This is a genomic window from Vibrio sp. Scap24 (assembly GCF_013394185.1).
In the GTDB taxonomy this organism is placed as follows: Bacteria; Pseudomonadota; Gammaproteobacteria; order Enterobacterales; family Vibrionaceae; genus Vibrio; species Vibrio pomeroyi.
In genome coordinates this window covers 3,248,111-3,269,805 of the sequence record NZ_CP041332.1, presented here as the reverse complement: position 1 = coordinate 3,269,805, position 21,695 = coordinate 3,248,111, and the positions used below count along the sequence as shown (strand labels likewise).

The 21,695-nt window shown below is 44.1% G+C and carries 18 protein-coding genes; 5 read left to right on the top strand and 13 right to left on the bottom strand.

The genetic code is table 11. The annotated features are described in order from the left end of the window. Positions 1–139: 139 nt before the first annotated feature. From FLM53_RS14580 to FLM53_RS14545, 8 genes are all read right to left on the bottom strand, one after another. On the bottom strand, positions 140–355 hold the full coding sequence (locus tag FLM53_RS14580; protein ID WP_176681497.1) for a hypothetical protein: 216 nt from the start codon (positions 353–355) through the stop codon (positions 140–142). 235 nt (positions 356–590) lie between these two features. Then, the gene (locus tag FLM53_RS14575; RefSeq protein ID WP_048664809.1) at positions 591–1,064 is read right to left on the bottom strand and encodes a DUF2947 domain-containing protein; all 474 of its coding nucleotides are present in this window, start codon (positions 1,062–1,064) and stop codon (positions 591–593) included. Between the two features lie 155 nt (positions 1,065–1,219). Beyond that, entirely contained in the window at positions 1,220–1,807 is a 588-nt protein-coding gene (rimJ, locus tag FLM53_RS14570; RefSeq protein ID WP_176681498.1) for a ribosomal protein S5-alanine N-acetyltransferase, read from the bottom strand. Positions 1,808–1,825: 18 nt separating this feature from the next. After that, a complete protein-coding gene (gene tyrR, locus FLM53_RS14565) occupies positions 1,826–3,370 on the bottom strand; it encodes a transcriptional regulator TyrR (protein ID WP_161672638.1) in 1,545 nt (514 codons plus the stop codon). Between the two features lie 144 nt (positions 3,371–3,514). Then, the gene (locus FLM53_RS14560; RefSeq protein WP_176681499.1) at positions 3,515–4,567 is read right to left on the bottom strand and encodes a YcjF family protein; all 1,053 of its coding nucleotides are present in this window, start codon (positions 4,565–4,567) and stop codon (positions 3,515–3,517) included. A gap of 14 nt (positions 4,568–4,581) precedes the next feature. Further along, positions 4,582–5,955, bottom strand: coding sequence for a YcjX family protein (locus FLM53_RS14555; protein ID WP_176681500.1), 1,374 nt, complete (start codon positions 5,953–5,955; stop codon positions 4,582–4,584). A gap of 207 nt (positions 5,956–6,162) precedes the next feature. Continuing rightward, a complete protein-coding gene (locus tag FLM53_RS14550; RefSeq protein WP_010441392.1) occupies positions 6,163–6,348 on the bottom strand; it encodes a hypothetical protein in 186 nt (61 codons plus the stop codon). Between the two features lie 164 nt (positions 6,349–6,512). After that, positions 6,513–8,030, bottom strand: coding sequence for a fumarate hydratase (locus FLM53_RS14545; protein WP_176681501.1), 1,518 nt, complete (start codon positions 8,028–8,030; stop codon positions 6,513–6,515). 254 nt (positions 8,031–8,284) lie between these two features. Between FLM53_RS14545 and pabB the strand changes: the two genes are divergently transcribed. Next, positions 8,285–9,658: an aminodeoxychorismate synthase component I gene (pabB, locus tag FLM53_RS14540; protein WP_176681502.1), complete on the top strand. Its 1,374-nt coding sequence runs from the start codon at positions 8,285–8,287 to the stop codon at positions 9,656–9,658. 89 nt (positions 9,659–9,747) lie between these two features. Here the strand turns inward: pabB and FLM53_RS14535 are convergent, their stop codons facing one another. Continuing rightward, a complete protein-coding gene (locus FLM53_RS14535) occupies positions 9,748–11,466 on the bottom strand; it encodes an ATP-binding protein (RefSeq protein WP_176681503.1) in 1,719 nt (572 codons plus the stop codon). Position 11,467: 1 nt separating this feature from the next. Then, complete coding sequence (locus tag FLM53_RS14530) at positions 11,468–12,010, bottom strand: heme NO-binding domain-containing protein (RefSeq protein WP_017065424.1); 543 nt, start codon at positions 12,008–12,010, stop codon at positions 11,468–11,470. A gap of 324 nt (positions 12,011–12,334) precedes the next feature. Here FLM53_RS14530 and FLM53_RS14525 point away from each other — a divergent pair, with 324 nt between their 5' ends. From FLM53_RS14525 to FLM53_RS14515, 3 genes are all read left to right on the top strand, one after another. Continuing rightward, on the top strand, positions 12,335–12,934 hold the full coding sequence (locus FLM53_RS14525; protein ID WP_176681504.1) for a CoA pyrophosphatase: 600 nt from the start codon (positions 12,335–12,337) through the stop codon (positions 12,932–12,934). A 309-nt stretch (positions 12,935–13,243) separates the two neighbouring features. After that, positions 13,244–14,497 (top strand): aromatic amino acid transport family protein, encoded by a 1,254-nt coding sequence (locus FLM53_RS14520; protein WP_176681505.1) that lies wholly within the window; start codon positions 13,244–13,246, stop codon positions 14,495–14,497. 120 nt (positions 14,498–14,617) lie between these two features. Next, on the top strand, positions 14,618–15,979 hold the full coding sequence (locus FLM53_RS14515) for an L-serine ammonia-lyase (protein ID WP_176681506.1): 1,362 nt from the start codon (positions 14,618–14,620) through the stop codon (positions 15,977–15,979). Positions 15,980–16,377: 398 nt separating this feature from the next. On the opposite strand, the gene FLM53_RS14510 is transcribed toward FLM53_RS14515, so the two are convergent. Further along, on the bottom strand, positions 16,378–17,520 hold the full coding sequence (locus FLM53_RS14510) for an amino acid permease (RefSeq protein WP_176681968.1): 1,143 nt from the start codon (positions 17,518–17,520) through the stop codon (positions 16,378–16,380). A gap of 81 nt (positions 17,521–17,601) precedes the next feature. Next, positions 17,602–17,799: a hypothetical protein gene (locus tag FLM53_RS14505; protein ID WP_143691566.1), complete on the bottom strand. Its 198-nt coding sequence runs from the start codon at positions 17,797–17,799 to the stop codon at positions 17,602–17,604. Between the two features lie 525 nt (positions 17,800–18,324). On the opposite strand from FLM53_RS14505, the gene FLM53_RS14500 reads away from it, so the two are divergent. Then, on the top strand, positions 18,325–19,977 hold the full coding sequence (locus FLM53_RS14500; protein WP_176681507.1) for a methyl-accepting chemotaxis protein: 1,653 nt from the start codon (positions 18,325–18,327) through the stop codon (positions 19,975–19,977). Positions 19,978–20,090: 113 nt separating this feature from the next. Here the strand turns inward: FLM53_RS14500 and FLM53_RS14495 are convergent, their stop codons facing one another. Then, entirely contained in the window at positions 20,091–21,581 is a 1,491-nt protein-coding gene (locus FLM53_RS14495) for a SulP family inorganic anion transporter (protein WP_176681508.1), read from the bottom strand. Between the last annotated feature and the right edge of the window lie 114 nt (positions 21,582–21,695).

Below are 21,695 nucleotides of genomic sequence, written 5' to 3'. Positions count from 1 at the left end.
AAGAAAAAGCCACTTTAAAAGAAAAAGCCACTTTCGATTCGTTGAAAGTGGCTTTTTTATTGGTGGCTTAAGGCTGGTATGTGTCGTTGATCATCAGCTTTCGGGTTAAGAGCCTCAGCCGCGTTGCAGTTAATCATTGTTAATGTTTCGTTCCAGTTGGGTTGATAGGAAAATCCGTGTTTTCATAAATATCGGACAATTTTTTCGGTTTCTTCTCTTTGACTCCTTTCTGAGATTGATTATGAGTTTCGCTTAAAAGCCATTCCTCATGCATTTTCGCTGAATCCAAAAAATCTGGATCCTCCATTGCTTCCTTGCGAAGTTTATTTACACGTTCGAGAGTATCCCAAATCATAATACTTCACCTCCACTAAGGCAGTACTATAAAGATAGTCCAATGGCATAAAACTTCAACTAAGCCAATGAGATAGCGATCTCAATTTCGTAAATTTCCGTTTTTAAACGAGTAGCAACTCGATTCAATTTTCAGGTTAAAACAGTGGGTATTTCGCAACGATCTTCAAAGATCCACAGGCACAAAAAAAGCGAGCTCGATGCTCGCTTTTTTCAGCTTAAAATTCGTTGTCAGATTATGCTCGGTTACCGATTTTCACGGTCCCGTTTGTTGCAAACCACAGTGCTTCTGAACGACGACGACCTAGTAAAATCGGGCCATCATCGTAGAACAAAAAGTTCTTCCAATGCTTCTTGAAAATCGCCCACTTGGTCTCAAGTACATTGTATTTTTCGTAGCAAAAATAAACAGTTACGTCATCTTGCCAATCAATGAAGTTCAAAATTTCTTCTGGCATTTCTGGCTCATCTGCTTCCCAATGTGCCATCCAGCTGATCTCTTCATTCCAGTTCGATGCTTTGCTCGGCCAGTCTTGCGAGCTTAGTCTTTCTGCATCTGGGCTTTGAGGGCTTACGTTCTCTTTCCAGAACTGAGATGCTCTTGCCTGTGTCATTGGCTTAATCTTTTCCAAGTCCTCAGCGGGTAGTGGCATCGACTGGTGAGTGAAAATCCATTTTCTTTGGTATTCGTCCAAAGTTGTGTATGACATCAAAATTCCTCAAATTTCTTCTCAGGCTTATGGATTACCATGCCTATATGTTCTTTTTGATGCAGCGGCGATTAGAGTTCGCTTGATATTCGCTGCCTTTAAATTCGTTATTAGCTTTTTTACTTAAGTGCGCTTATTCGTAAATACAACGACATCTAAGTATTACGTCTGTCTTCCCAGTTCGGGTTAACTAACGCGGTCAGTATATGGTCTTCCCATTTACCGTTAATCTGTAGGTAGTCTTTCGCAAAACCTTCGCGAACAAAACCAAGATGTTCCAACACACCAGCACTTCGCTCATTGTGAGGCATATAACCCGCCATTAAGCGATGCATGTTCTGCACATCAAACATGTAGTCCTTCGCCATGTTTAAGCCTCTGCGCATGTAACCGTGGCCCTGAGCGCGCTCTGCAAGTGAATAACCAACGTTACACGCGTAGAACGGGAAACGGGACAAGTTACTGAACGAAATCGTCCCTAACATTTCGTTAGAGTCTGCATTAATCAATAAACAGTAGTAGCCAAGCCCCATTTTATGAAGCTCGTTTAACTTAATTAGGCGCTGCGCCCAACCCGTCCTATCAAAAAACGCATCTTCGCGAATCGGTTCCCAAGGCTTAAGGTACTCTCGGTTAGTTTGAAAGTACTCGCTGATCATGTTCGCATCGTCTATCTCAGCGGTGCGTAGAATCAGGTTTCCATCGCGCTTATAAATGCGTTCTGGTGTGCTCAAATCTTCCATAATCTTGTTCTTATTCGATCAGTTCTTTCTAATACCGTAATCGCGCAGTTTGTTGGCAATTGAGGTGTGAGAAACATTCAAGCGTTTTGCTAGTTTACGGCTTGATGGGAACGACTGGTAAAGCTTCTCTAGAATCTGAGATTCATAGTCTTTCATGATCTCGTCTAGAGAACCATCTAAGCTTAGGTTCGCCATTCCTGCCGTCATAGTTTCTAACTGAGGCAAGTGGAATTGCTCAACCGTTAAGGTATCTGAATCCAACTCTGTTAGCGCGCGTAGAACCATGTTGTCTAATTGACGAATGTTACCCGGCCATTGGTAGTTACCAAGCTGGTCGATCAGCTCTTGAGTAAGCTTCGGTTTTAACATGCCTAACTGTTGTGCGTACTTAGCAACAAACAGCTCCAATAATGGTGCTACGTCGTTAGAACGTTCACGCAATGCTGGAATAGACAGAGTCAGTACATTCAAGCGGTAGAACAAGTCTTCACGGAATGAACCAGAATCGGCAAGTTCAGAAAGGCGGTGACGCGTTGATGCGATAATACGAACATCAGCGTGCATCTCTTCTTCTTCACCGACACGGCGGAATGAACCATCTTGTAAGAAACGCAGCAGTTTAATTTGTAGATGCGGGCTCATTTCGCCAATCTCATCTAAAAATACCGTGCCGCCGTTCGCTTGCTCGAAAATACCTTTATGACCTTGTTCATGGTTGAATGAACCCGGAGCATGACCAAACAATTCAGTTTCTGCTACGTCATCTGGCATCGATGCACAGCTTAGAATCAAGAATGGGAAAGACGATCGGTTTGAGCGGTTGTGGCACGCTTTAGCTAGCATCTCTTTACCCGTACCTGTATCGCCTTCAATTAATAGCGGTTGATCCAGCATCGCCAATTTCTTAGCTTGGCTGATCAAGGCCTTATGGCGATTAGAGACACCAACAAAGTGTTCAAAACCAAGGTTGTTCTGTTCTGGGATAGCATCTGGCGTGTTCATCTCTTGATTACAAGAACGAATCGTCATTACGGCACTAGCTAGCACTGCTTCGTTAACGTCGCCACCAAGATAAATAGGTAGGATCTCAATCGAGAAATCTAAACCATCCAACACCACAACTTCACGATGACGAGTCACATCGCCTTCGATCCAACGAGCAAAGTTAAAGCTAGGCACGAATGTCGATAGCGGTTCACCGATCACTTCGTCTTCTTGCTTGTTGAATAGATTTAATGCAGCGTGGTTCGCCATGTCGACTGAGCCTTTAAGGTCAATCGCAATCACAGGATCAGGTAGGTTAGCCAGCAGAGCAATCAGCTCTGTGTTATGCCTTTCGCTTGGCATAAATTGGATTTTACGTACATCCTTTACACCTGAAATTCGGCGAATTTCAGCCATAAGTTCACTAAAAGCATCAAAATCGATATCAGGGCAGTTTAGGTAAATAATGCCTTTAACATCAATTTCGATTCCTCTTAAATCAATGCTTTTTGAGGCCAAGATATCGAGCAACTCACGCGTTAAGCCGAGTCTGTCTTCACACAATACTTCAAGACGCACAAATAGTCCTATTATAGGTGTCAGGATAAGTTGACAGTAGTGTGAATTAAGGTCTGAGTTCAGTCAAGAAGAAGAGTAAACATATGTTTACTCTTCGCTCGCAAACCACTCAATGTCATACATTTTGTTTCAAAGTGGTATGTGCTATTTCAGCGTGATTCGTTTTATTTCAGAAAGGACGGCTTTTCGCATATCGGCCAGTTTTACTTTGCGCTCGTTATGCCAAGGCATTGGGCGAAGCAGTGTCATGGCTTTTAAACCCAGTCGTGCAGTCAGAATACCAACCCCTAGCCCCTGCCCTGCTCGTGCTGAGACTTTACCTGCAAGATCCATCGAAACTAAGTCCATACTCGCATCAATAGCCAGTTCACTCGCGCCCGCTGCCGCCATGTTGATTAACACCAACTTGAACAACTTAATGCGCGACCAGTAACCAAGCTCAATGCCGTACACATCAGCGAGCTTGTCTATCATGGTGAAGTTACGCCATGCCACCAGCAACATATCTGCCGCCGCTAAAGGGCTCACCGCAACCAAGGCCGCAGATTCCGTCGAGAACTTAGTCACGATTTGAGTCGCCACCTTATCTTGTTGGCTCACGACGAGTGCATCGTACATATCCAATACTTCAGCATCACTGTGTGCAGGGTTAATGCTGTTTCGCCATTTATCGTAAGCTGGAGACTCGGCAATAATGCCGCCCTGCTTAGCGATGTTTTCACAAAATGCTTTGCCTTTACCAACACTTTGGCTTTGCAGTAGCTCTTCACTCTGCACTTGCACACTGAAGTGATCTTTCAGCGAGCGCAGTTTCCACAATTCTTTGCCTATTGCGCCTAAGCCCAACGAAGCAATAGCAGCGATGAAACCCGCCCAACCTAGAGCAAGCCAGTCAGCTGATTGAATAGCTGTGATGACAGAATCAATCGCTTGCCAGCCGACTAAGCCAGAAAACGCAACCAGTAAGCCTGAGCCCAACCACTTTTTCTTTTTGCTCGGTCGAATCACTTGTTCCAATTGTTGCTCAGCTTCACCATCAAGATCGTCTTCCACTTGCGGTGCTACGGGAACAAATTTCTCTTGCTCTGTAAACAGTTGTTGAGCGCCTAAATCAGGACCAACTTCGCTCTTATCTTGCTCATCAAAAGAGGTCTTCAACGGTTCATTAAAGACCTGCTTTGTTTTTAATTCACTCATTTAAATTGCCTCAATTACTTCAACTTGTCGCCAATGAGATACTCTAAAACCTTGTCGACTCTTAAATGCTGGCAAGGCTCATCAGAGTGTTGTTCCATTGGCCTAAAGCTCGTGAAATCAAACTGGTTGGTTTCCCAATACTGTTTGTTCGGCAGCTTACGTGGCACCTCACCCGGATACATGGTTTGAGGCACGTTATCCAAGGTGACACCTTGCAGCGCAGGCACATTATCTGAACCTGAAGAGATATAACCTGCACTGGTCGCTTGAATAGACGCGATGCTCATACAGCTCATATCGATATGTTCAAACGCTGCCTGTTGCCACGCAGGGTGTACCATCTGTTGTAACAGTGACACCAAGTTTGGATGCTGATCTGGTGTTACATGGTCGGCTTTGGTCGCTGCAAACAAGATCTTGTCGATCTTCGGCGCAAACAAGCGTCTTAAGATATTGCTTCGACCATACTTAAAGCTCTTCAATAACTGCTCAAGTGCGCCACGCATATCCATGAAAGAGTCATAACCTGCATTGAGTGGCTGCAAACAGTCCACCAGCACGATTTGTCTATCGAACGTCGCAAAGTGATTCTTATAGAACGCCTTTACGACCTTCTGTTGGTACTCTTCATAACGCGCTTTTAGCACGGCATAATTACTTGTTTTCGAGAGCTTACCTTCCGGTGCAGCACACGGGAAAAACTGCAACACAGGCGCGCCTTCAAGCTCACCCGGCAAGACGAATCGACCCGGTTGTACCCAGTGCAGTCCGTTACTTTTACAAGTATGAAGGTACTGAGTGTAGCTATCGGCAATCGCGACCAGTTTCTTTTCATCGGCTTCGGCTAACAAGTCGATATCACCACGCAGAGTATTCCACTCTTGCGAATAGGTTTCTCTTTCGCCTTTCAATGCTGCGAACTGGGACTGACTCCAAGTATCGAAATCCATATCTAGCAGTGGCAAATCGAGTAACCATTCGCCCGGATAATCAACGATATCGAGATAAAGTGTGCTGTTTTTGCTCAGTAGCTTCTTTGCACCTTTAGCCGGCTTGTATTTGATCGCTAATCGAATTTCACTGACATCACGCGTCGGCACTGGCCATTCTGGTGGCTGAGAAGTGAGTGACTCCATCGCTTCATCATACGAGAAACGGGGAATCATCATGTTGTGCTGAGGGATACGCTTTGCCCCAATAATCCTTCCATCTCTCGCTGATGAAAGAAGCGGTAAATTTTTGTGAGTAGAGGTATGAAGAAGCTGGTTAACCAACGAGGTAATAAAAGCTGTTTTTCCGGCACGAGACAAACCCGTGACCGCTACTCGAATGTGAGAATCTGTTCCTCTGCTTATAAAGTCACTCATTTCTTGAGTTAGGTGTTTCATTTGAACGACTCCGTGATAAATAGGCTAGCTGATTATGATAATAGAGAGGCAAGCCTATGTTCTTTCCCTGTTGGGATTGTTTGTATGCTTTTGCTTTTCTTTTGCTTATGTTGGTGAGTATGCCATACCCATTCTTAATGCTAGATGAATAAAAGCCCCTGACTACATTCATAATCAGGGGCTTTGAATTTTTTCGTTGATGTCGGACTAATCGTCTTCTATCAGCTTGTAGATAACAAACAGTGTTATCTCAGAAATCAACCACAATACACATGTGATAGTTACGTATTTTTCGTTAAAGATGCTGATTCCGTGCAAGATCAAATCGTAACCAATGAAACTACCAATCACCACTGCCAAGATAATCTGTAGGATCTGAATAAAACGAGGCATTCCTCTCTCCTATGTTCTTATATCAAACGATGTGTTTATCACTATATCATTGATAATAAGACAAAAGTGCAGATAATGCTGCACTTTTGTCTTTAACTTTCTGTCAAAATTTGCAATTCAAACAGTGAAGCCAACATCAATTACGATTTTTTGGCTTCGTTCAATTAAGCTTTTTCAGCTTCAGCAATTTTCACTTTCCACGTGTCAGGGCCGATCTGGTGTGCGTTAGCACCCGTTGAATCAACCGCAACCGTTACTGGCATGTCTTCAACTTCAAACTCGTAAATCGCTTCCATACCAAGATCTTCAAACGCTACCACACGTGCTTTTTTGATTGCTTTCGCTACTAGGTAAGCTGCGCCGCCGACTGCCATCAAGTAAACCGCTTTGTGTTCTTTGATTGACTCAACCGTTGCAGGACCACGCTCGGCTTTACCGATCATGCCCATGATGCCTGTTTCGTTTAGCATCATGTCTGTGAACTTATCCATACGTGTTGACGTTGTTGGACCTGCAGGACCTACCGCTTCATCGCCAACTGCATCAACAGGACCAACGTAGTATATGAACTTGCCTTTGAAATCAACGCCAGCTGGTAAGCCTTCGCCGCTTTCTAGCATGCCTTGAATACGCTTATGTGCTGCGTCACGGCCGGTTAAGATCTTACCTGATAGAAGAACAGTTTCGCCTGTCTTCCACTCTTGTACGTCTTCTTTGGTAACTTCATCAAGGTTAACACGGCGTGTGTTTGCGCCCGCTTCCCAAGTGATGTCTGGCCATTCTTCTAACTTAGGTGGCGTTAGCTCTGCTGGGCCGCTGCCATCTAGTGTGAAGTGAACGTGACGCGTTGCTGCACAGTTCGGAATTAGGCAAACTGGCTTAGATGCTGCGTGTGTTGGTGCTGTTTTGATCTTCACATCAACCACAGTCGTTAGACCGCCAAGACCTTGTGCACCAATACCCAATTTGTTTACGCGGTTGAAGATGTCTAGACGAAGCTCTTCTTCTGCGTTCTCAGGACCTTTCTCGATAAGCTCTTGGATATCGATGTGTTCCATCAAAGATTCTTTCGCAAGTACCGCTGCTTTCTCAGCTGTACCGCCGATACCTATGCCTAGCATACCCGGTGGACACCAGCCCGCACCCATCGTAGGTAGCGTCTTCTCTACCCATTCTGCAATATCGTCAGAAGGGTTTAGCATAACCATCTTAGTTTTGTTCTCAGAACCGCCGCCTTTTGCCGCGATTTGAATTTCAACTTTGTTACCCGGAACCATATTAATGTGAACAACCGCTGGCGTGTTGTCTTTAGTATTAATACGCTTACCTGCAGGGTCCATTAGGACAGATGCACGCAATGGGTTATCTGGGTTGTTGTAAGCTTGACGAACGCCTTCATCAACCATCTGTTGTACTGTCTGATCCGTTTCCCACCTAACATCCATACCGATGTTCACGAAACAAGTAACAATACCCGTATCCTGACAAATTGGACGATGGCCTTCCGCAGACATACGCGAGTTGATAAGAATCTGAGCGATCGCATCTTTTGCTGCTTGGCTCTCTTCTTTCTCGTACGCTTTTTCTAGGGCTTGGACAAAGTCTAAAGGGTGATAATAAGAAATGTACTGAAGTGCGTCAGCGACACTGCTGATCACATCTTGCTTACGAATAACCGTCATTGCATGCCTCTTTATTGTTCTGGTTCCATGTGGGTTCACGGTTTGGCTTTTTATGCCGAATCGAATTAGTGGGTTTAGCTTTTTATTGTGTTGAGCTGTATTTAGTTGCTTTAGCAATCGCTTGCATAGCTGTAAACTAAACCACTTGGATTACTCCGTTCTAATCAAGAACCCATTTTATTTTCAATTTATGATACTCTTGCTTCCTCTCACACGCCATGCAGTGATCGAACTCTTTGTCACAAATTAAACAAATGAATAACAACGAATTTCGCTCTATCCAAATCAAGCCGCTTGAATATCAATCAACTTTAGCTAAACAGCTGTTTTCTCATATTGAAAGCCTGCCGTGGGCAATGCTATTACGCTCTGCCTCAGAAAGCCACGTTGATAGTCGATACGACATTTTAGTTGCTCAACCCATCGCCACCTTTGAAACGATCGGTGCAAAAACCACCGTTAATGTTAATGAGACGTGCGAGGTTTCAGAGTCTGATCCTTTCGAACTACTCGACCAATATCAGCAGCAATTATTGCCTGCAACCAAAGACCATCCTGAATTGCCATTCGTTGGCGGCGCATTGGGCTACTTTAGCTACGATTTAGGCCGGAGAGTAGAAACACTTCCGTCTCTGGCAAAGCGTGATATTGAAGCACCCGACATGGCGGTGGGTCTTTATGAATGGGCTATCGTGGTTGATCACAAGCTTAAGACAGCGTGTGTTGTTGGACAGAACATCGAAGCGCACTGGAATTGGTTATCTGAGCAGCAAGACAAGTCTCACGCAGCTGAATTTCGCCTAACGACACCATGGCTATCGAACATGAGCGAACAGAGCTATGCGGACAAGTTCGATAGCGTTCAAGAATATCTACTATCTGGCGACTGTTATCAGATCAATTTGGCTCAGCGCTTCAATGCCAAATATCAAGGCAGCGAATGGCTGGCCTATGAAAAGCTTGAGCAGTATAACTCGGCGCCTTTTTCCGGTTTTATCCGTTTGGCCGACAGTGCCATCATCAGTGTCTCACCCGAGCGTTTCTTAGAACTTAAAGACAACGTGATTGAGACTAAGCCGATTAAAGGCACACGCCCTCGTTCTAACGACCACGTGATTGATGATGCGAACGCTCAAGACTTAGCGAGTGCCGATAAAGATCAGGCTGAAAATCTGATGATTGTTGACCTACTTCGTAATGACATAGGCCGAGTAGCAAAACCGGGCACAGTTCATGTACCGAAACTGTTCGATATTGAAAGCTTTCCCGCTGTCCATCACCTAGTGAGCACAATACGAGCAGACCTAGATTACCAGTACTCAGCGACGGATCTATTGAGAGCTTGTTTCCCTGGCGGTTCGATTACTGGCGCTCCTAAAGTGCGCGCCATGCAGATCATTGAAGAGTTAGAGCCTCATCGTCGCTCTGCTTATTGCGGTAGTATTGGTTACATCAGCCGAAATGGCAGAATGGACACCAGCATCACCATTCGTACCTTAGTAGCAGAGAACAACACGCTTTATGCTTGGGCTGGCGGTGGTGTGGTGTTTGATAGTGATAGCGCTTCTGAATACCAAGAGACGCTAGACAAGCTAAGCCGTATCCTACCTGTGCTTGAAGAGTGCTAAGTTAAGGAAACGCTAAAAGCATAAGAAAGCCGAAGTCATCTAAGTGATCACTTCGGCTTTTTAGTATCTCAAATTATATATGGATACGATCAGGCGGCATTGGACGGTGTCATGCCCCATTTTTTAAGCATCTCTTTTAGATCATTTGCGGTGTATGGCTTACTTAGAATGTCATCCATCCCACACTTGATACAACGCTCTCGCTCTTCCAACGTGGTTCCGGCAGTCAGTGCCACAATCGATTTGGCGTAACCTTTCTCTCTGAGCTTTTCTGTCGCTTCAAAGCCGTCCATGACGGGCATTCTGCAATCCATAAATACGATGTCGTATTCGTTGTCTGAAGCAAGCTCTAGCCCTTCGATTCCATTAGTGGCAATAGCAGGCTCTATCTCGTATTTGCGTAGCATTTGCTGGATGATGATCTGGTTCATCTTAATATCATCAACCACCAGCACTTTAAGCAGTGACAATTCCGCCTCTGACTCAAAGCCTTTAGTGACACTGTCATTCTCTGCTGGCACATCGACAACTTGAAGAGGAATCGAGATGGTAAAAGTCGTGCCTGAGCCAACAACACTGGTCACGCTAATATCACCGTGCATCAAACCTACTAGCTTACGACAGATGGCGAGACCAAGCCCAGTCCCTTCGTAGTTTCGACTACTTGAATTATCCGCCTGAGTAAAAGGTTCAAACAGTGTCTTATGAGAGGATTGAGCGATCCCAACTCCAGTGTCCTCTACGGAAAAAATAAATTGGTCTCTCAACCATTTAATCTCAACGCTCACATGTCCTTTATCCGTGAACTTGATGGCGTTTCCAATCAAGTTTACGAACAGTTGAGTAATACGCTCTAAGTCACCATAGAAATGGCTCGGTACACCTTTGTCTACATCAACATCAAACTTAAGCTGCTTTTCAAGTGCTCGATTGGTAAAGATACTATCGATAGTATTTCTCAAATCATGAAGCGCGAACTTCTTCGGTATTAACTCCAACATTCCCGCGTTGATTTTACTGTAATCCAATAGGTCATTAATGATGGTTCTGAGAAACTCTCCAGATTGACTTAAGTTGTTCACTATTTCACGTTGAGAGCTATTCAGTTCGGTATCGCTGATCAATTCGGCACTACCTAGTAGGCCATTAAGCGGGGTTCTTAATTCGTGGTTGATCATTGCGACAAAGTCACGCGTTGCTCTTTCAGATTCTTCTGCTCGTTTACGTGATTCAATGTTTCGATTGATAGCAAGCTGGTGGGTTAAGGCACTACAAATAAGGTCGGTAACTAACAACAGTTGGCTTTGGATGAATTCGAAATCTTGGTCTAACACCCTGACCTTCACAATTAACGCGCCGACTATGACTTTTTCAACCTCTAATGGCACGGTAAGGTGGTTGCCTTGCCAATGAGGCTCTTGAATATCTTGCTCTATCACCTCGACGGTTTCATCACCATAGTCATAAGTGTGTAATTGAGGGAGCAGCTTGGGAGGCAAAATCAAACGACTGGCTTCAATCAGATAACTGTTGGTCACACTTGTCGTCAATTGTGACAACATGACGTCATCAAGATCATTACTCAGAAAAGCGCGTCCGAAATCAATCAACAGGTTGTCGATTTGTTCTTGGAATTCAATGCGACGTATGTTTGCATTGGAACGCTTCTCTAACTGACGCAGTGCAAGCTCGAGTTGTTGGTTGGCCTCAAAAAGTTCAAGGCTCTTTTGTTCCAACAAAGCTTCTGCTGCTTTTCGCGCAGCAATTTGGCGTTTAAGTTTTTTCTCTAGGGCTGAGGCCGGATCCATATCACTTTTCTACTTTGAGATTAAACCTAACCACGCTCTGGTCATCATTTTGTGGCGTCATCTCCACCGCAATAGATTCACCGTGGTATTCAGCGCACCCTTCGATAAGCCCTAAACAAACATGAGACATACATCTTGCGCTTTTGTAGTCAAAAACAAGCTGTGCTTCTGTTGTGGTGATAAAGCTAAATTCTGGTGGCTCAGCGTCTGGATAGAGCTTCTTCACTTCTACGTGAATGTAGCGCTCTACGTGCTGAATAAATTGGAAGGTGGTATTGCTATGAGCAAGGCTCGCTTTATTCGGTAAAGAGGCCAGTAAGTTCTTAAATACTGACTGTCCAAACACACGCTGGAGGCTGGCCGCATCAATATCTGTTTTTTTACTGAGGTTAATGATGAGTTTTACGAGATCCTTGTGGTCGTAACTACCAACCGATGTATAGATCCCCTCATCTTCCGACATTTCTAAAACTTCTTCCAAAAGCTCTAAGCCGAACTTATCTTCAACAAGCTCTAAGAATTCGGTGAATATGATTCCTTTCATTTCATACCTTTTGATCTATTTCTTTTTAGAATGAGCCACTAAGTTGTTGTTATCAAATTCTTAATCAAAAAAGATGCGTTTTATTGCTCAATTTTATGACATTGATAACGGTTACCTACTCATATGCCCATATTGAATATAGCAAAAAGTGAGAATTTGAAACAAAAGCCCGATTCATAAGCGGTTAACTTATAAGATAGACAGGTTTTATACTCAAACAGACCCGCTTTGTTAACTAATTAGGTCTGATTTACACCAAGATTGGCGTTAGCTTACGGGTTATGCCTATACTTAAAGGCATAATAATCAATATATTGGCATGATATGAACCGAGATAACTTCCTTCAACAGTTTCAACTTAACCCAGCCGTTGGCTACCATCCTGAGTCTGTCGAGCGTGTTTCTCACATCAGTGGAGAAGAACTTCGTAAGGCAGCAGTCGTAGTAGGTTTAGTTGAAAGAGAGGATGGTTTACATGTCATTTTTACTAAAAGAGCAGCACATCTTAAGCACCACCCTGGCCAAGTCAGTTTTCCGGGTGGCAAACATGAGCTTTCCGACCCATCTATGCAATTTACTGCACTAAGAGAACTGCACGAAGAGGTCGGAATTCGATCGGATCAGGTTAAAATTGTTGGGCAATTACCCGCCTTGAGTACCATTAGTAAATTTTCTGTTACGCCGATTGTCGCATTAGTTGATCCTGACTATAAACCCATCATCGATGAGAACGAAGTGGCCTCTATTTTTGAGGTTCCTGCCACTTATGTTTTAGACCAAGCGAAATTACACAGCCATATGGTCAACTTTAAACAAATCAAGCATCGCGTTTTTGCCATGCCCTTCCAAGAGCACCTAATTTGGGGCGTTACGGCTCAAATCATCCAATCACTGCAGCAGCATGTAGTGCAACAAATTACATAGCAACTACGTTTTGTTTAATCTCTGTTAACAAATCGCAAGCTTTGTATGGAACAGAATTATTAATGCAATTTTACGCAAACGTTTACCTGCTATAGATCTATACAACCCGCCCTTTCGCATAAAAAAAACTAATGCCAAGCATAAACATAAATCACCTGTGGCACGCTATTTTCGTGATCAAAAATCCGTTTTTCGCATATCATGTGACACGCCGTTTCATTACATGATTTAGATCTATTTTTTGCAGACGAAAATTCTGCAGAATTAGCCCCGACTTATTTCCTGTTCCCAAAAAATGAGTAATTTAACATGAACACAACAACTTCTTCGGCAAATGCCGTTAAAGATTCAAGCAAGTTTAACTATAAAGATTTTACCTGGTGTTTATCACTATTCGGTACAGCAGTTGGTGCTGGCGTACTATTTCTTCCAATCAAAGCAGGTGCGGGTGGTTTTTGGCCATTAGTTATCCTAGCTCTAATCGCGGCACCAATGACTTGGTTCGCACACAAATCTCTAGCTCGTTTCGTACTGTCAGCTAAAAACCCTGAAGCAGATATTACAGACACAGTTGAAGAACACTTCGGTAAGACTGGCGCAAACATTATTACTTTCGCTTACTTCTTCGCTATCTACCCAATCGTTCTTATCTACGGTGTTGGTATCACAAACACAGTTGATTCTTTCCTAGTAAACCAAATGGGTATGGAATCTATTCCACGTCCTCTTCTTTCTGGTGCACTTATCCTAGCTATGACAGCAGGTGTTGTATTCGGTAAAGATCTAATGCTGAAAGCAACGTCAGCGATGGTTTACCCACTAGTATTCATCCTACTAGCACTTTCTTTCTACCTAGTTCCTGATTGGAACACTTCAATGATGGACGTAAGCCCAGAATGGTCAACAATGCCTTCTATCATCTGGCTTGCAATTCCAATCATCGTGTTCTCTTTCAACCACAGCCCAATCATTTCACAGTTCTCTAAAGAGCAACGTCGTGTATACGGTGAAAACGCAGTTAAGAAAACTGACGCTATCACCGGCGGCGCAGCAATGATGCTGATGGGTTTTGTAATGTTCTTCGTATTCTCTGTGGTTCTTTCTCTATCTCCAGAGCAACTAGCAACAGCACAAGCACAGAACATCTCTGTTCTTTCTTACCTAGCAAACGTACATGAGTCTCCACTTATCTCTTACATGGGTCCTCTAGTAGCGTTCGCAGCGATTACTTCAAGCTACTTCGGTCACTTCCTAGGTGCTCACGAAGGTCTTGTTGGTCTAATCAAGTCTCGCTCTGGTTCTTCAGTAAGCACTATCGAAAAAGCATCTCTAGCGTTCATCGTTGTTACAACTTGGATTGTTGCGGTAGTTAACCCAAGCATCCTGGGTATGATTGAAACAATGGGTGCTCCAATGATTGCAGCTATCCTGTTCCTAATGCCTGTATTTGCGATGCAAAAAGTACCAGCAATGGCTAAGTACAAAACTTCAGCACCTGTACAAATCTTTACAGCTTTATGTGGTCTAGCGGCTATTAGTTCTGTAATCTACGGCGCTCTTTAATCTTAAGCACTTTTTATAAGATGGCTTTCATCTTATATCGCGAGATTAGACACAAAATATAATGATAATAAATGAGCCTCCCTACTCCCCTTGGGAGGCTCTCTTTTTGAGGTAATCGCTATGATTAGTGTATTTGATATCTATAAAATCGGTGTTGGTCCATCGAGCTCACACACAGTTGGACCAATGAAAGCGGGTAAAGAATTTATTGATGACCTACGTTCAATGGGAAAATTGCGCGACATCACTAAAATCACCGTGGACGTATATGGATCACTATCACTGACAGGGAAAGGTCACCACACAGATATCGCAATCATCATGGGTCTTGCAGGCAATACTCCTGAGCGTGTTGATATCGATTCTATTGCTGGCTTCATTGCTCGCGTAGAAGAAACTGAACGCCTTCCTGTTGGCATGCACTGTCATACAGTATCGTTCCCACGCGATGGCGGTATGAACTTCCATACTAGCAACCTTTCTCTACACGAGAATGGCATGAGCATTCACGCTTGGGTTGACGACGAAGTAGCATACTCAAAAACTTACTACTCAATTGGTGGCGGTTTCATCGTTGACGAAGAGAACTTCGGCAAAGAAGAAGAAAACCCAATCAAAGCACCTTACGAATTTACAACAGCTGAAGAGCTGGTTAATCAGTGTAAAGAAAGCGGTCTTTCTATCAGTACACTGGTTATGAAAAACCAAGCGGCTTTCCACTCAGACGAAGAGTCTCGTACTTACTTCGCAAACATCTGGAAAACGATGCGTGAGTGTATGGATCGCGGTATGAATACTGAAGGTATCCTGCCTGGTCCACTACGTGTACCTCGTCGTGCTGCAGCACTTCGCCAACAGCTGATCACTTCAGAAAAAACAACGAACGATCCAATGACGGTTGTTGACTGGGTGAACATGTTTGCTTTCGCAGTAAACGAAGAAAACGCTGCGGGCGGTCGTGTAGTAACGGCTCCAACAAACGGCGCATGTGGCATCATCCCTGCTGTACTGGCTTACTACGATAAGTTCATCCAAACAGTGACAGAGAAAGACTACACTCGTTACTTCGCAGCTTCTGGCGCGATCGGTGGTCTTTACAAGCGTAACGCTTCTATCTCTGGTGCTGAAGTTGGCTGTCAGGGTGAAGTTGGTGTGGCATGTTCTATGGCTGCTGCTGGTCTTGCTGAGCTTATGGGTGGTAGCCCTGAGCAAGTATGTATGGCTGCGGAAATTGGCATGGAACACAACCTAGGTCTTACATGTGACCCAGTTGCAGGCCAAGTACAAGTACCATGTATCGAGCGTAACGGTATTGCTGCAGTGAAAGCGATCAACTCTGCTCGTATGGCACTTCGTCGTTCTTCTGCTCCTACTGTTTCTCTCGATAAAGTTATCGAAACGATGCTAGAAACAGGTAAAGACATGAACGCTAAATACCGTGAGACATCTCAAGGCGGTTTGGCTGTTAAGGTTGTTTGTTAATCATTCTGAATTAATAAACCGATAATAAAAAAGGAACGCCGATGCGTTCCTTTTTTGTATCTGAAGCTTTTGGAGCTAAAGCTTGGTGACTAGGGCGTGTTGATCTTTCGAGCTGATTTTTGCAGCGAGTTGCTGGGTATTTATACAAGGCAGAGGCGTCGATGTGTAGCTAGCCTACATGAGAAGCCGATAACGTAGTAGAAATGACCAGCAAACGCTGCCCGAAGGGTTCGAGCTGGGCGCCCCCGCAAAAAGCGTTTTACTCTTTGTTGAGGGGGATTTGCTTAGAGTGACTAGGCTACTTCCCCCTCGCCGCGATTAAAACGCTTTTATCTCGAACAAAATTTAACCACGAAAGGTCAACACGCCCTAATTATTCAACCGACCAAATTGTTGTATTAAATCACTTGCGAGATAAGCAAGAAGCAACCAAACAGCAATGAGAAAATCATCATCGGCTTGCCACCTTCCGCGCTGTATCTGTCTTCCGCGACTTTCATAAAGCGTTGCTTATGAACCATCACTAGAGGAACGAATACCGCTAAAAACACTAAGATGATACCTGCGTAGTTCAACACTTGTAGGAACTTGTCTGCAGCAAGCAATGAACCCGCTAGCGGCAGGATGAAGCTAATGCAGTAAGTCACCGCCGTGTTTTGGTTGAACATGTCTTTATTCTGGTTGAACAATGCCATCGCCACACCAAAGAAAGAAGTCAACAACGCCAAACCTGTGAAGGTAGAAAGCACATTACCCACCCAAGGAGATTGAGCTTCAAACGCCGCCATCAAATCAGAAACATTCTTAAAGCTACGGAATTGCTCTTCACTCAGGTTACCTACCACCGCAAACAACCAACACAAGTAACACACTAGTGGGATCATAGAACCAACAATCACCATATTACGCAGCTGTTTGTCTGTCGCTTCGTGGTTGTAAGACACCAAGGTAGGAATCACGACCATAAAGCCAAAGCTGGTGAACAGAATTGCGCTAGTTTTGATCAGATCAACGTGATTGTGGCTGGTTACCTGCATCAAATTTTCTTGCGTCATGCTTGGCGCCAAAAACGCCATGGTTGCAAACAAGCTTGCTAACATCACGAAGAACAATGCACGGTTCAGTTTATCAATCATACCTGTGCCACTTGCAACAACGGCACCGGCAAGCAAGGTAAACGTGATTTGGCTAGACGTTGCGGTAATGTCTACACCAAAGTTAGACAATAACTTACTCAGCAAGTCACCCGCGCCCAAAATGTAAGCCATTAATAGGCAGATTAATAACGCGTAAAGCAGGCCGTTGGTAAGCAACTGGCCTTGTTTGCCCAAGGTTTTTCGAGCAATAGAGTTCAACCCTAGACCGCCACCGGCTTTGATGGTCGCTTCTAGAAGTAATAGAGCTGCATAAGTGGTACCGAAACAGATCAGAACCATAAGCAACGTGCCGTAAAGCAATCCGAATTGAGCTAATACCATTGGGATCGCGAGCATACCAGCACCGAGAGCGGTACCAGCGATAATTAGGGAGCTACCCATCATTTTAATATTCATTATTTTTAACTTATTTGTTTAGTTTTTATAGGTGTGAGTCTTCGTGCATCAAGTGGATGACAAAGGAATTCAGATAGAAATAAAGTTATAAAACGAATAACAATAGGAGCGATAAGCGGTAAAGAAGCGTGCAGAGACGTTGTCGAACAGGGCGTTCAAAGGGGAGCTTGTCTTAAAAGAGGTAAAACGAGAAGCGTGAGTAAGCGTTAACTGATGTGGTGAACCTTCCGTAGGTTCAATAATCGGCGATGTAATCTTGAATTTCATGTATGTGTCCAATAATTGATTCACATTCCATAGTATTTGAAGCAGCGTATCCGTTGCTGCCCTACCTCTAGCATTAGAGGTCGTTTCATCTTATCGAATGGGACTCGAAACACAACGCTATAACCACACTTTTTGCTATTAAATTGAACAAAAAAGCCATTTGGACATAAATCAACCACCAAACCACATAAAACAATAATCATTACTGATAAAAATCAGAACGATAAATTCACCGACACCATTAACCACAATGCCTGTACAAAGAACATTCAAAAACACATGACAGCCGCAAAAGTGGCTTTCTTACCAAAACAATTCGCTGTCAATGACCTAGTAATTGACCAAAAGTAGACGCGAGCTAATTCAAACATCAAATGTAGAATCAATTACAACACAAACTCGCTACATCACAGAAACATAACCACAACCGGAGTGTGGTCACACAATTCACTATACCCCATAGGTAGTAGGGTCTCTTACACGTAAAGTATGCGCGTCATTATAATTAATAAAAACAAACACCTTATGCGCTCAACAATCACTTTTAAAATCCTAGTGGCCCTCGCCATCGTGTTCACTTTTTTGCTCGCAATATCGACCTATTTTCAATATTCACAGCAAAAACAGCTGGTTAATTCCGTACTGAGTGAACAGCTACACGACAAAGCGAGTAACTATTTCGATAGTCTCAATATGATGATGCTGACTGGCACCATGGCACAGAAAGAAACCCTGCGTCAGAAAGCATTGGCACAAGAAGGTATTGAAGACGTTCGTGTATTACGCGCCGATACTGTGAGCAAACTCTACGGCCCAGGTAATGACAACCAAACTCCCGTTGATGATATTGATAAGCGCGCGCTAGCTGGTGAAACCGTCATCGAACCATTCTCTGCCGATTGGGGTAAAGGCTTAGTGATTGCCCTGCCAATGAAGTCGAGCGAAAACTATCGCGGCACCAATTGTGTGGCATGCCACATGGCGCCAGAAGGTGAAGTGTTAGGTGCTATTCGCTTGGAATACAACCTTAGCCACGTTAATTCGCTGATTAACACTCAAACCATGGCCGCGATTGGCATTATGGCGGTGATCTCCTTTGCAGGTTTTGTCCTGACGATGGGGCTGATTCGTAAGATCATCGTTCGCCCTCTTCAACAGACTTCTCGTTTTATGACGCAAGTTAGCAGCGACAAAAACCTGTCAACCCGCTTACCAGCGCAAAGCAAAGATGAAATTGGTACACTCGCCAATTCGATTAACTCCTTCATGGGCACAGTTTCTGAGAGTTTAGAGAAGGTACAAGATACTTCGCACAAACTGAATGCGTCTGCCAACCAACTGACCAGCGTTGCACAAATTACCGAACAAGCGGCGAGCGATCAGCAACATGAAACAGCGGAAGTACAAAACAATGTTGAAGGGATACAAGCTCAACAGGTTAATGTAGAACAAGCGACGTTAACCGCATCCGACCTCATCAATCACACCGCCGATGTGGCATTCAAAAGTGCCACCCAAGCACATGATGCAAGCAGTGAAATCAAGAACCTAGTAACCAGCATTGAAGAAGTGAAGCATAAAATCCAGACACTCAACGAGCAAACCGGAGAAGTTTCTTCAATATTGAGTGTGATTCGTGGCATTGCCGATCAAACCAACCTTCTAGCACTCAATGCAGCCATTGAAGCCGCACGTGCCGGTGAACAAGGTCGTGGTTTTGCCGTCGTTGCAGATGAAGTCCGTCATCTTGCGTCACGCACAGCAGAAGCAACAGGCAGTATTGAATCGATTATCCATCAGTTCCAGCAAGGCAGTGAAGAGTCGTTGACCTCTGCTGACCATGTTTGCGAACAAGCACATCAAAGCTCAAGCGATATCGATGCTCTATCTGTTGAAATGAATGGTGTGGTGGAAGAGATGAAGCAAGTATTGGCACATGCACAGAACATTCAGCAACAAACGCAATCCACTACACAGGCGACTAAAGATGTTCAGCATAAAGTCGAAACCATCACTTCTCATGCGAATAACACATCACAATCTGCGGCTGATACCCGTGACATCAGCAATGACCTAGAAGAGCTGTCTGATCATCTTGAATCGCTGATCAATCAATTCACCTTGTCTCAATCAAAGATGAACTCAAAACCGATCTCGGAGACAATTATCAAATCTTAAGTTGATAGAGTTACGTGACTGCCAATCAACAAAAAAGCGCTCCTTCATGAGCGCTTTGTCTTCTTTAGCTGTCTTTGCTGAGAGTTAGAGATCGGACTCAAACCAAACAGTGACTAGTGCGTAATTGAAACCGCCGTTAAGTCTTTATGCTTATGGTACATCGCATGTTTGAAGATGAGGTTTGCACTCACAGTATCCATTCCCGAGACATCAACATAGGCTCCTTTCTTACGGAACTTGAACACCACCTTATCGAGTGCTTCAACCGAAGTGTTATCGAGGAAAGATGCATCGGTAATATCGATTGTCACCAGCGACGTTGCATTGTCGTAATCAAACAAGTCAACAAACGCATCAGAAGAGGCAAAGAACACATGACCTTTCACTCGATGAATAGTGTGCAGCTTATTAGTGACCACTTCATCCGATATAAACACCATCGATTTGCTTGCATGGGCATAAAATAATGCAGACAGAACCACGCCCACCGCAACACCAATCGCTAGGTTATGGGTAAACACCACCACAACAACCGTCGCTAACATAGTCACGTTGGTAGGAAGCGTGTGATCCTTAAGTTCAACAATAGAACGCCAAGAGAAGGTACCGATTGAAACCATAATCATCACGGACACTAATGCCGCCATGGGAATCAATCTCAACCAGTCAGACGCAAACACCACCATCAGCAGCAAAACCACACCGGCGATCATGCTTGATAGTCGGGTTAATCCGCCAGATTTAATGTTGATAATCGATTGGCCGATCATGGCACAGCCAGCCATACCACCAAACAGTGAAGCCACAATATTGGCTACGCCCTGCCCTTTACATTCGTTGTTCTTGTTGCTTTCGGTATCAGTCAGGTCATCGACAATCGTTGCTGTCATCAAAGACTCCAGAATACCAACAACAGAAAGAGCAATGGAGTAAGGAAGTATGATTTCGAATGTCTCAAGCGTGAATGGAATGTTCGGGATTAAAAACACAGGCATTGAATCTGGGAGCTTACCCATATCACCAATCGTTCTAACATCTAGACCAAGCATCAAGCTGATGATGGTAAGCACAACAATCGCTACCAGAGGTGAAGGTATCGCACGGCCATATTTAGGAAGATAAGGAAGCAGATAAATAATGGCTAAGCCGAGAACAACTAATAGGTAAACACTCGAAGGAACGTTAATTAACTCAGGGAGTTGAGCCATAAAGATAAGAATAGCGAGTGCGTTAACAAAACCAGTGATCACCGATTTCGAAACAAAGTTCATCAAGTTGCCCAGCTTTAAATAACCCGCTGCAATTTGAATAATACCAGCTAAAAATGAAGCGGCGAGTAGATATTCGAGTCCGTAGTCTTTCACTAGCGTGACCATAAGCAGCGCCATTGCGCCTGTTGCTCCGGATATCATTCCCGGCCGACTGCCAACTAAGGCGGTGACCACACAAATACAGAATGAAGCATACAAGCCGACCTTAGGGTCGACGCCTGCAATAATAGAAAATGCGATGGCTTCAGGGATCAATGCGAGTGCAACCACAATCCCAGATAATGAATCTCCTTTAACGTTAGATAACCAGTGTTTTTTTAAATAATTAAGCATGTAATTCTCTTTTACTTGTACAGCCAGTCCTGCCTTGTTCAGACATAATTTGATCGACTGTTTTTCATGAATGAGCGAGCGCTCGAAAAGTGCGGGTGTAGAGAGAATGCAGGG

What these genes read in the sequence shown, in the direction of transcription:
- FLM53_RS14580 (WP_176681497.1), bottom strand. Translation starts at nt 355, where the DNA reads ATGATTTGGGATACTCTCGAACGTGTAAATAAACTTCGCAAGGAAGCA.
- pabB (WP_176681502.1), top strand. Translation starts at nt 8,285, where the DNA reads ATGAATAACAACGAATTTCGCTCTATCCAAATCAAGCCGCTTGAATAT.
- FLM53_RS14515 (WP_176681506.1), top strand. Translation starts at nt 14,618, where the DNA reads ATGATTAGTGTATTTGATATCTATAAAATCGGTGTTGGTCCATCGAGC.
- FLM53_RS14510 (WP_176681968.1), bottom strand. Translation starts at nt 17,520, where the DNA reads ATGATGGGTAGCTCCCTAATTATCGCTGGTACCGCTCTCGGTGCTGGT.
- FLM53_RS14520 (WP_176681505.1), top strand. Translation starts at nt 13,244, where the DNA reads ATGAACACAACAACTTCTTCGGCAAATGCCGTTAAAGATTCAAGCAAG.
- FLM53_RS14525 (WP_176681504.1), top strand. Translation starts at nt 12,335, where the DNA reads ATGAACCGAGATAACTTCCTTCAACAGTTTCAACTTAACCCAGCCGTT.
- FLM53_RS14560 (WP_176681499.1), bottom strand. Translation starts at nt 4,567, where the DNA reads ATGAGTGAATTAAAAACAAAGCAGGTCTTTAATGAACCGTTGAAGACC.
- FLM53_RS14550 (WP_010441392.1), bottom strand. Translation starts at nt 6,348, where the DNA reads ATGCCTCGTTTTATTCAGATCCTACAGATTATCTTGGCAGTGGTGATT.
- FLM53_RS14575 (WP_048664809.1), bottom strand. Translation starts at nt 1,064, where the DNA reads ATGTCATACACAACTTTGGACGAATACCAAAGAAAATGGATTTTCACT.
- FLM53_RS14500 (WP_176681507.1), top strand. Translation starts at nt 18,325, where the DNA reads ATGCGCTCAACAATCACTTTTAAAATCCTAGTGGCCCTCGCCATCGTG.
- FLM53_RS14495 (WP_176681508.1), bottom strand. Translation starts at nt 21,581, where the DNA reads ATGCTTAATTATTTAAAAAAACACTGGTTATCTAACGTTAAAGGAGAT.
- FLM53_RS14545 (WP_176681501.1), bottom strand. Translation starts at nt 8,030, where the DNA reads ATGACGGTTATTCGTAAGCAAGATGTGATCAGCAGTGTCGCTGACGCA.
- FLM53_RS14530 (WP_017065424.1), bottom strand. Translation starts at nt 12,010, where the DNA reads ATGAAAGGAATCATATTCACCGAATTCTTAGAGCTTGTTGAAGATAAG.
- FLM53_RS14555 (WP_176681500.1), bottom strand. Translation starts at nt 5,955, where the DNA reads ATGAAACACCTAACTCAAGAAATGAGTGACTTTATAAGCAGAGGAACA.
- FLM53_RS14505 (WP_143691566.1), bottom strand. Translation starts at nt 17,799, where the DNA reads ATGAAATTCAAGATTACATCGCCGATTATTGAACCTACGGAAGGTTCA.
- FLM53_RS14535 (WP_176681503.1), bottom strand. Translation starts at nt 11,466, where the DNA reads ATGGATCCGGCCTCAGCCCTAGAGAAAAAACTTAAACGCCAAATTGCT.
- rimJ (WP_176681498.1), bottom strand. Translation starts at nt 1,807, where the DNA reads ATGGAAGATTTGAGCACACCAGAACGCATTTATAAGCGCGATGGAAAC.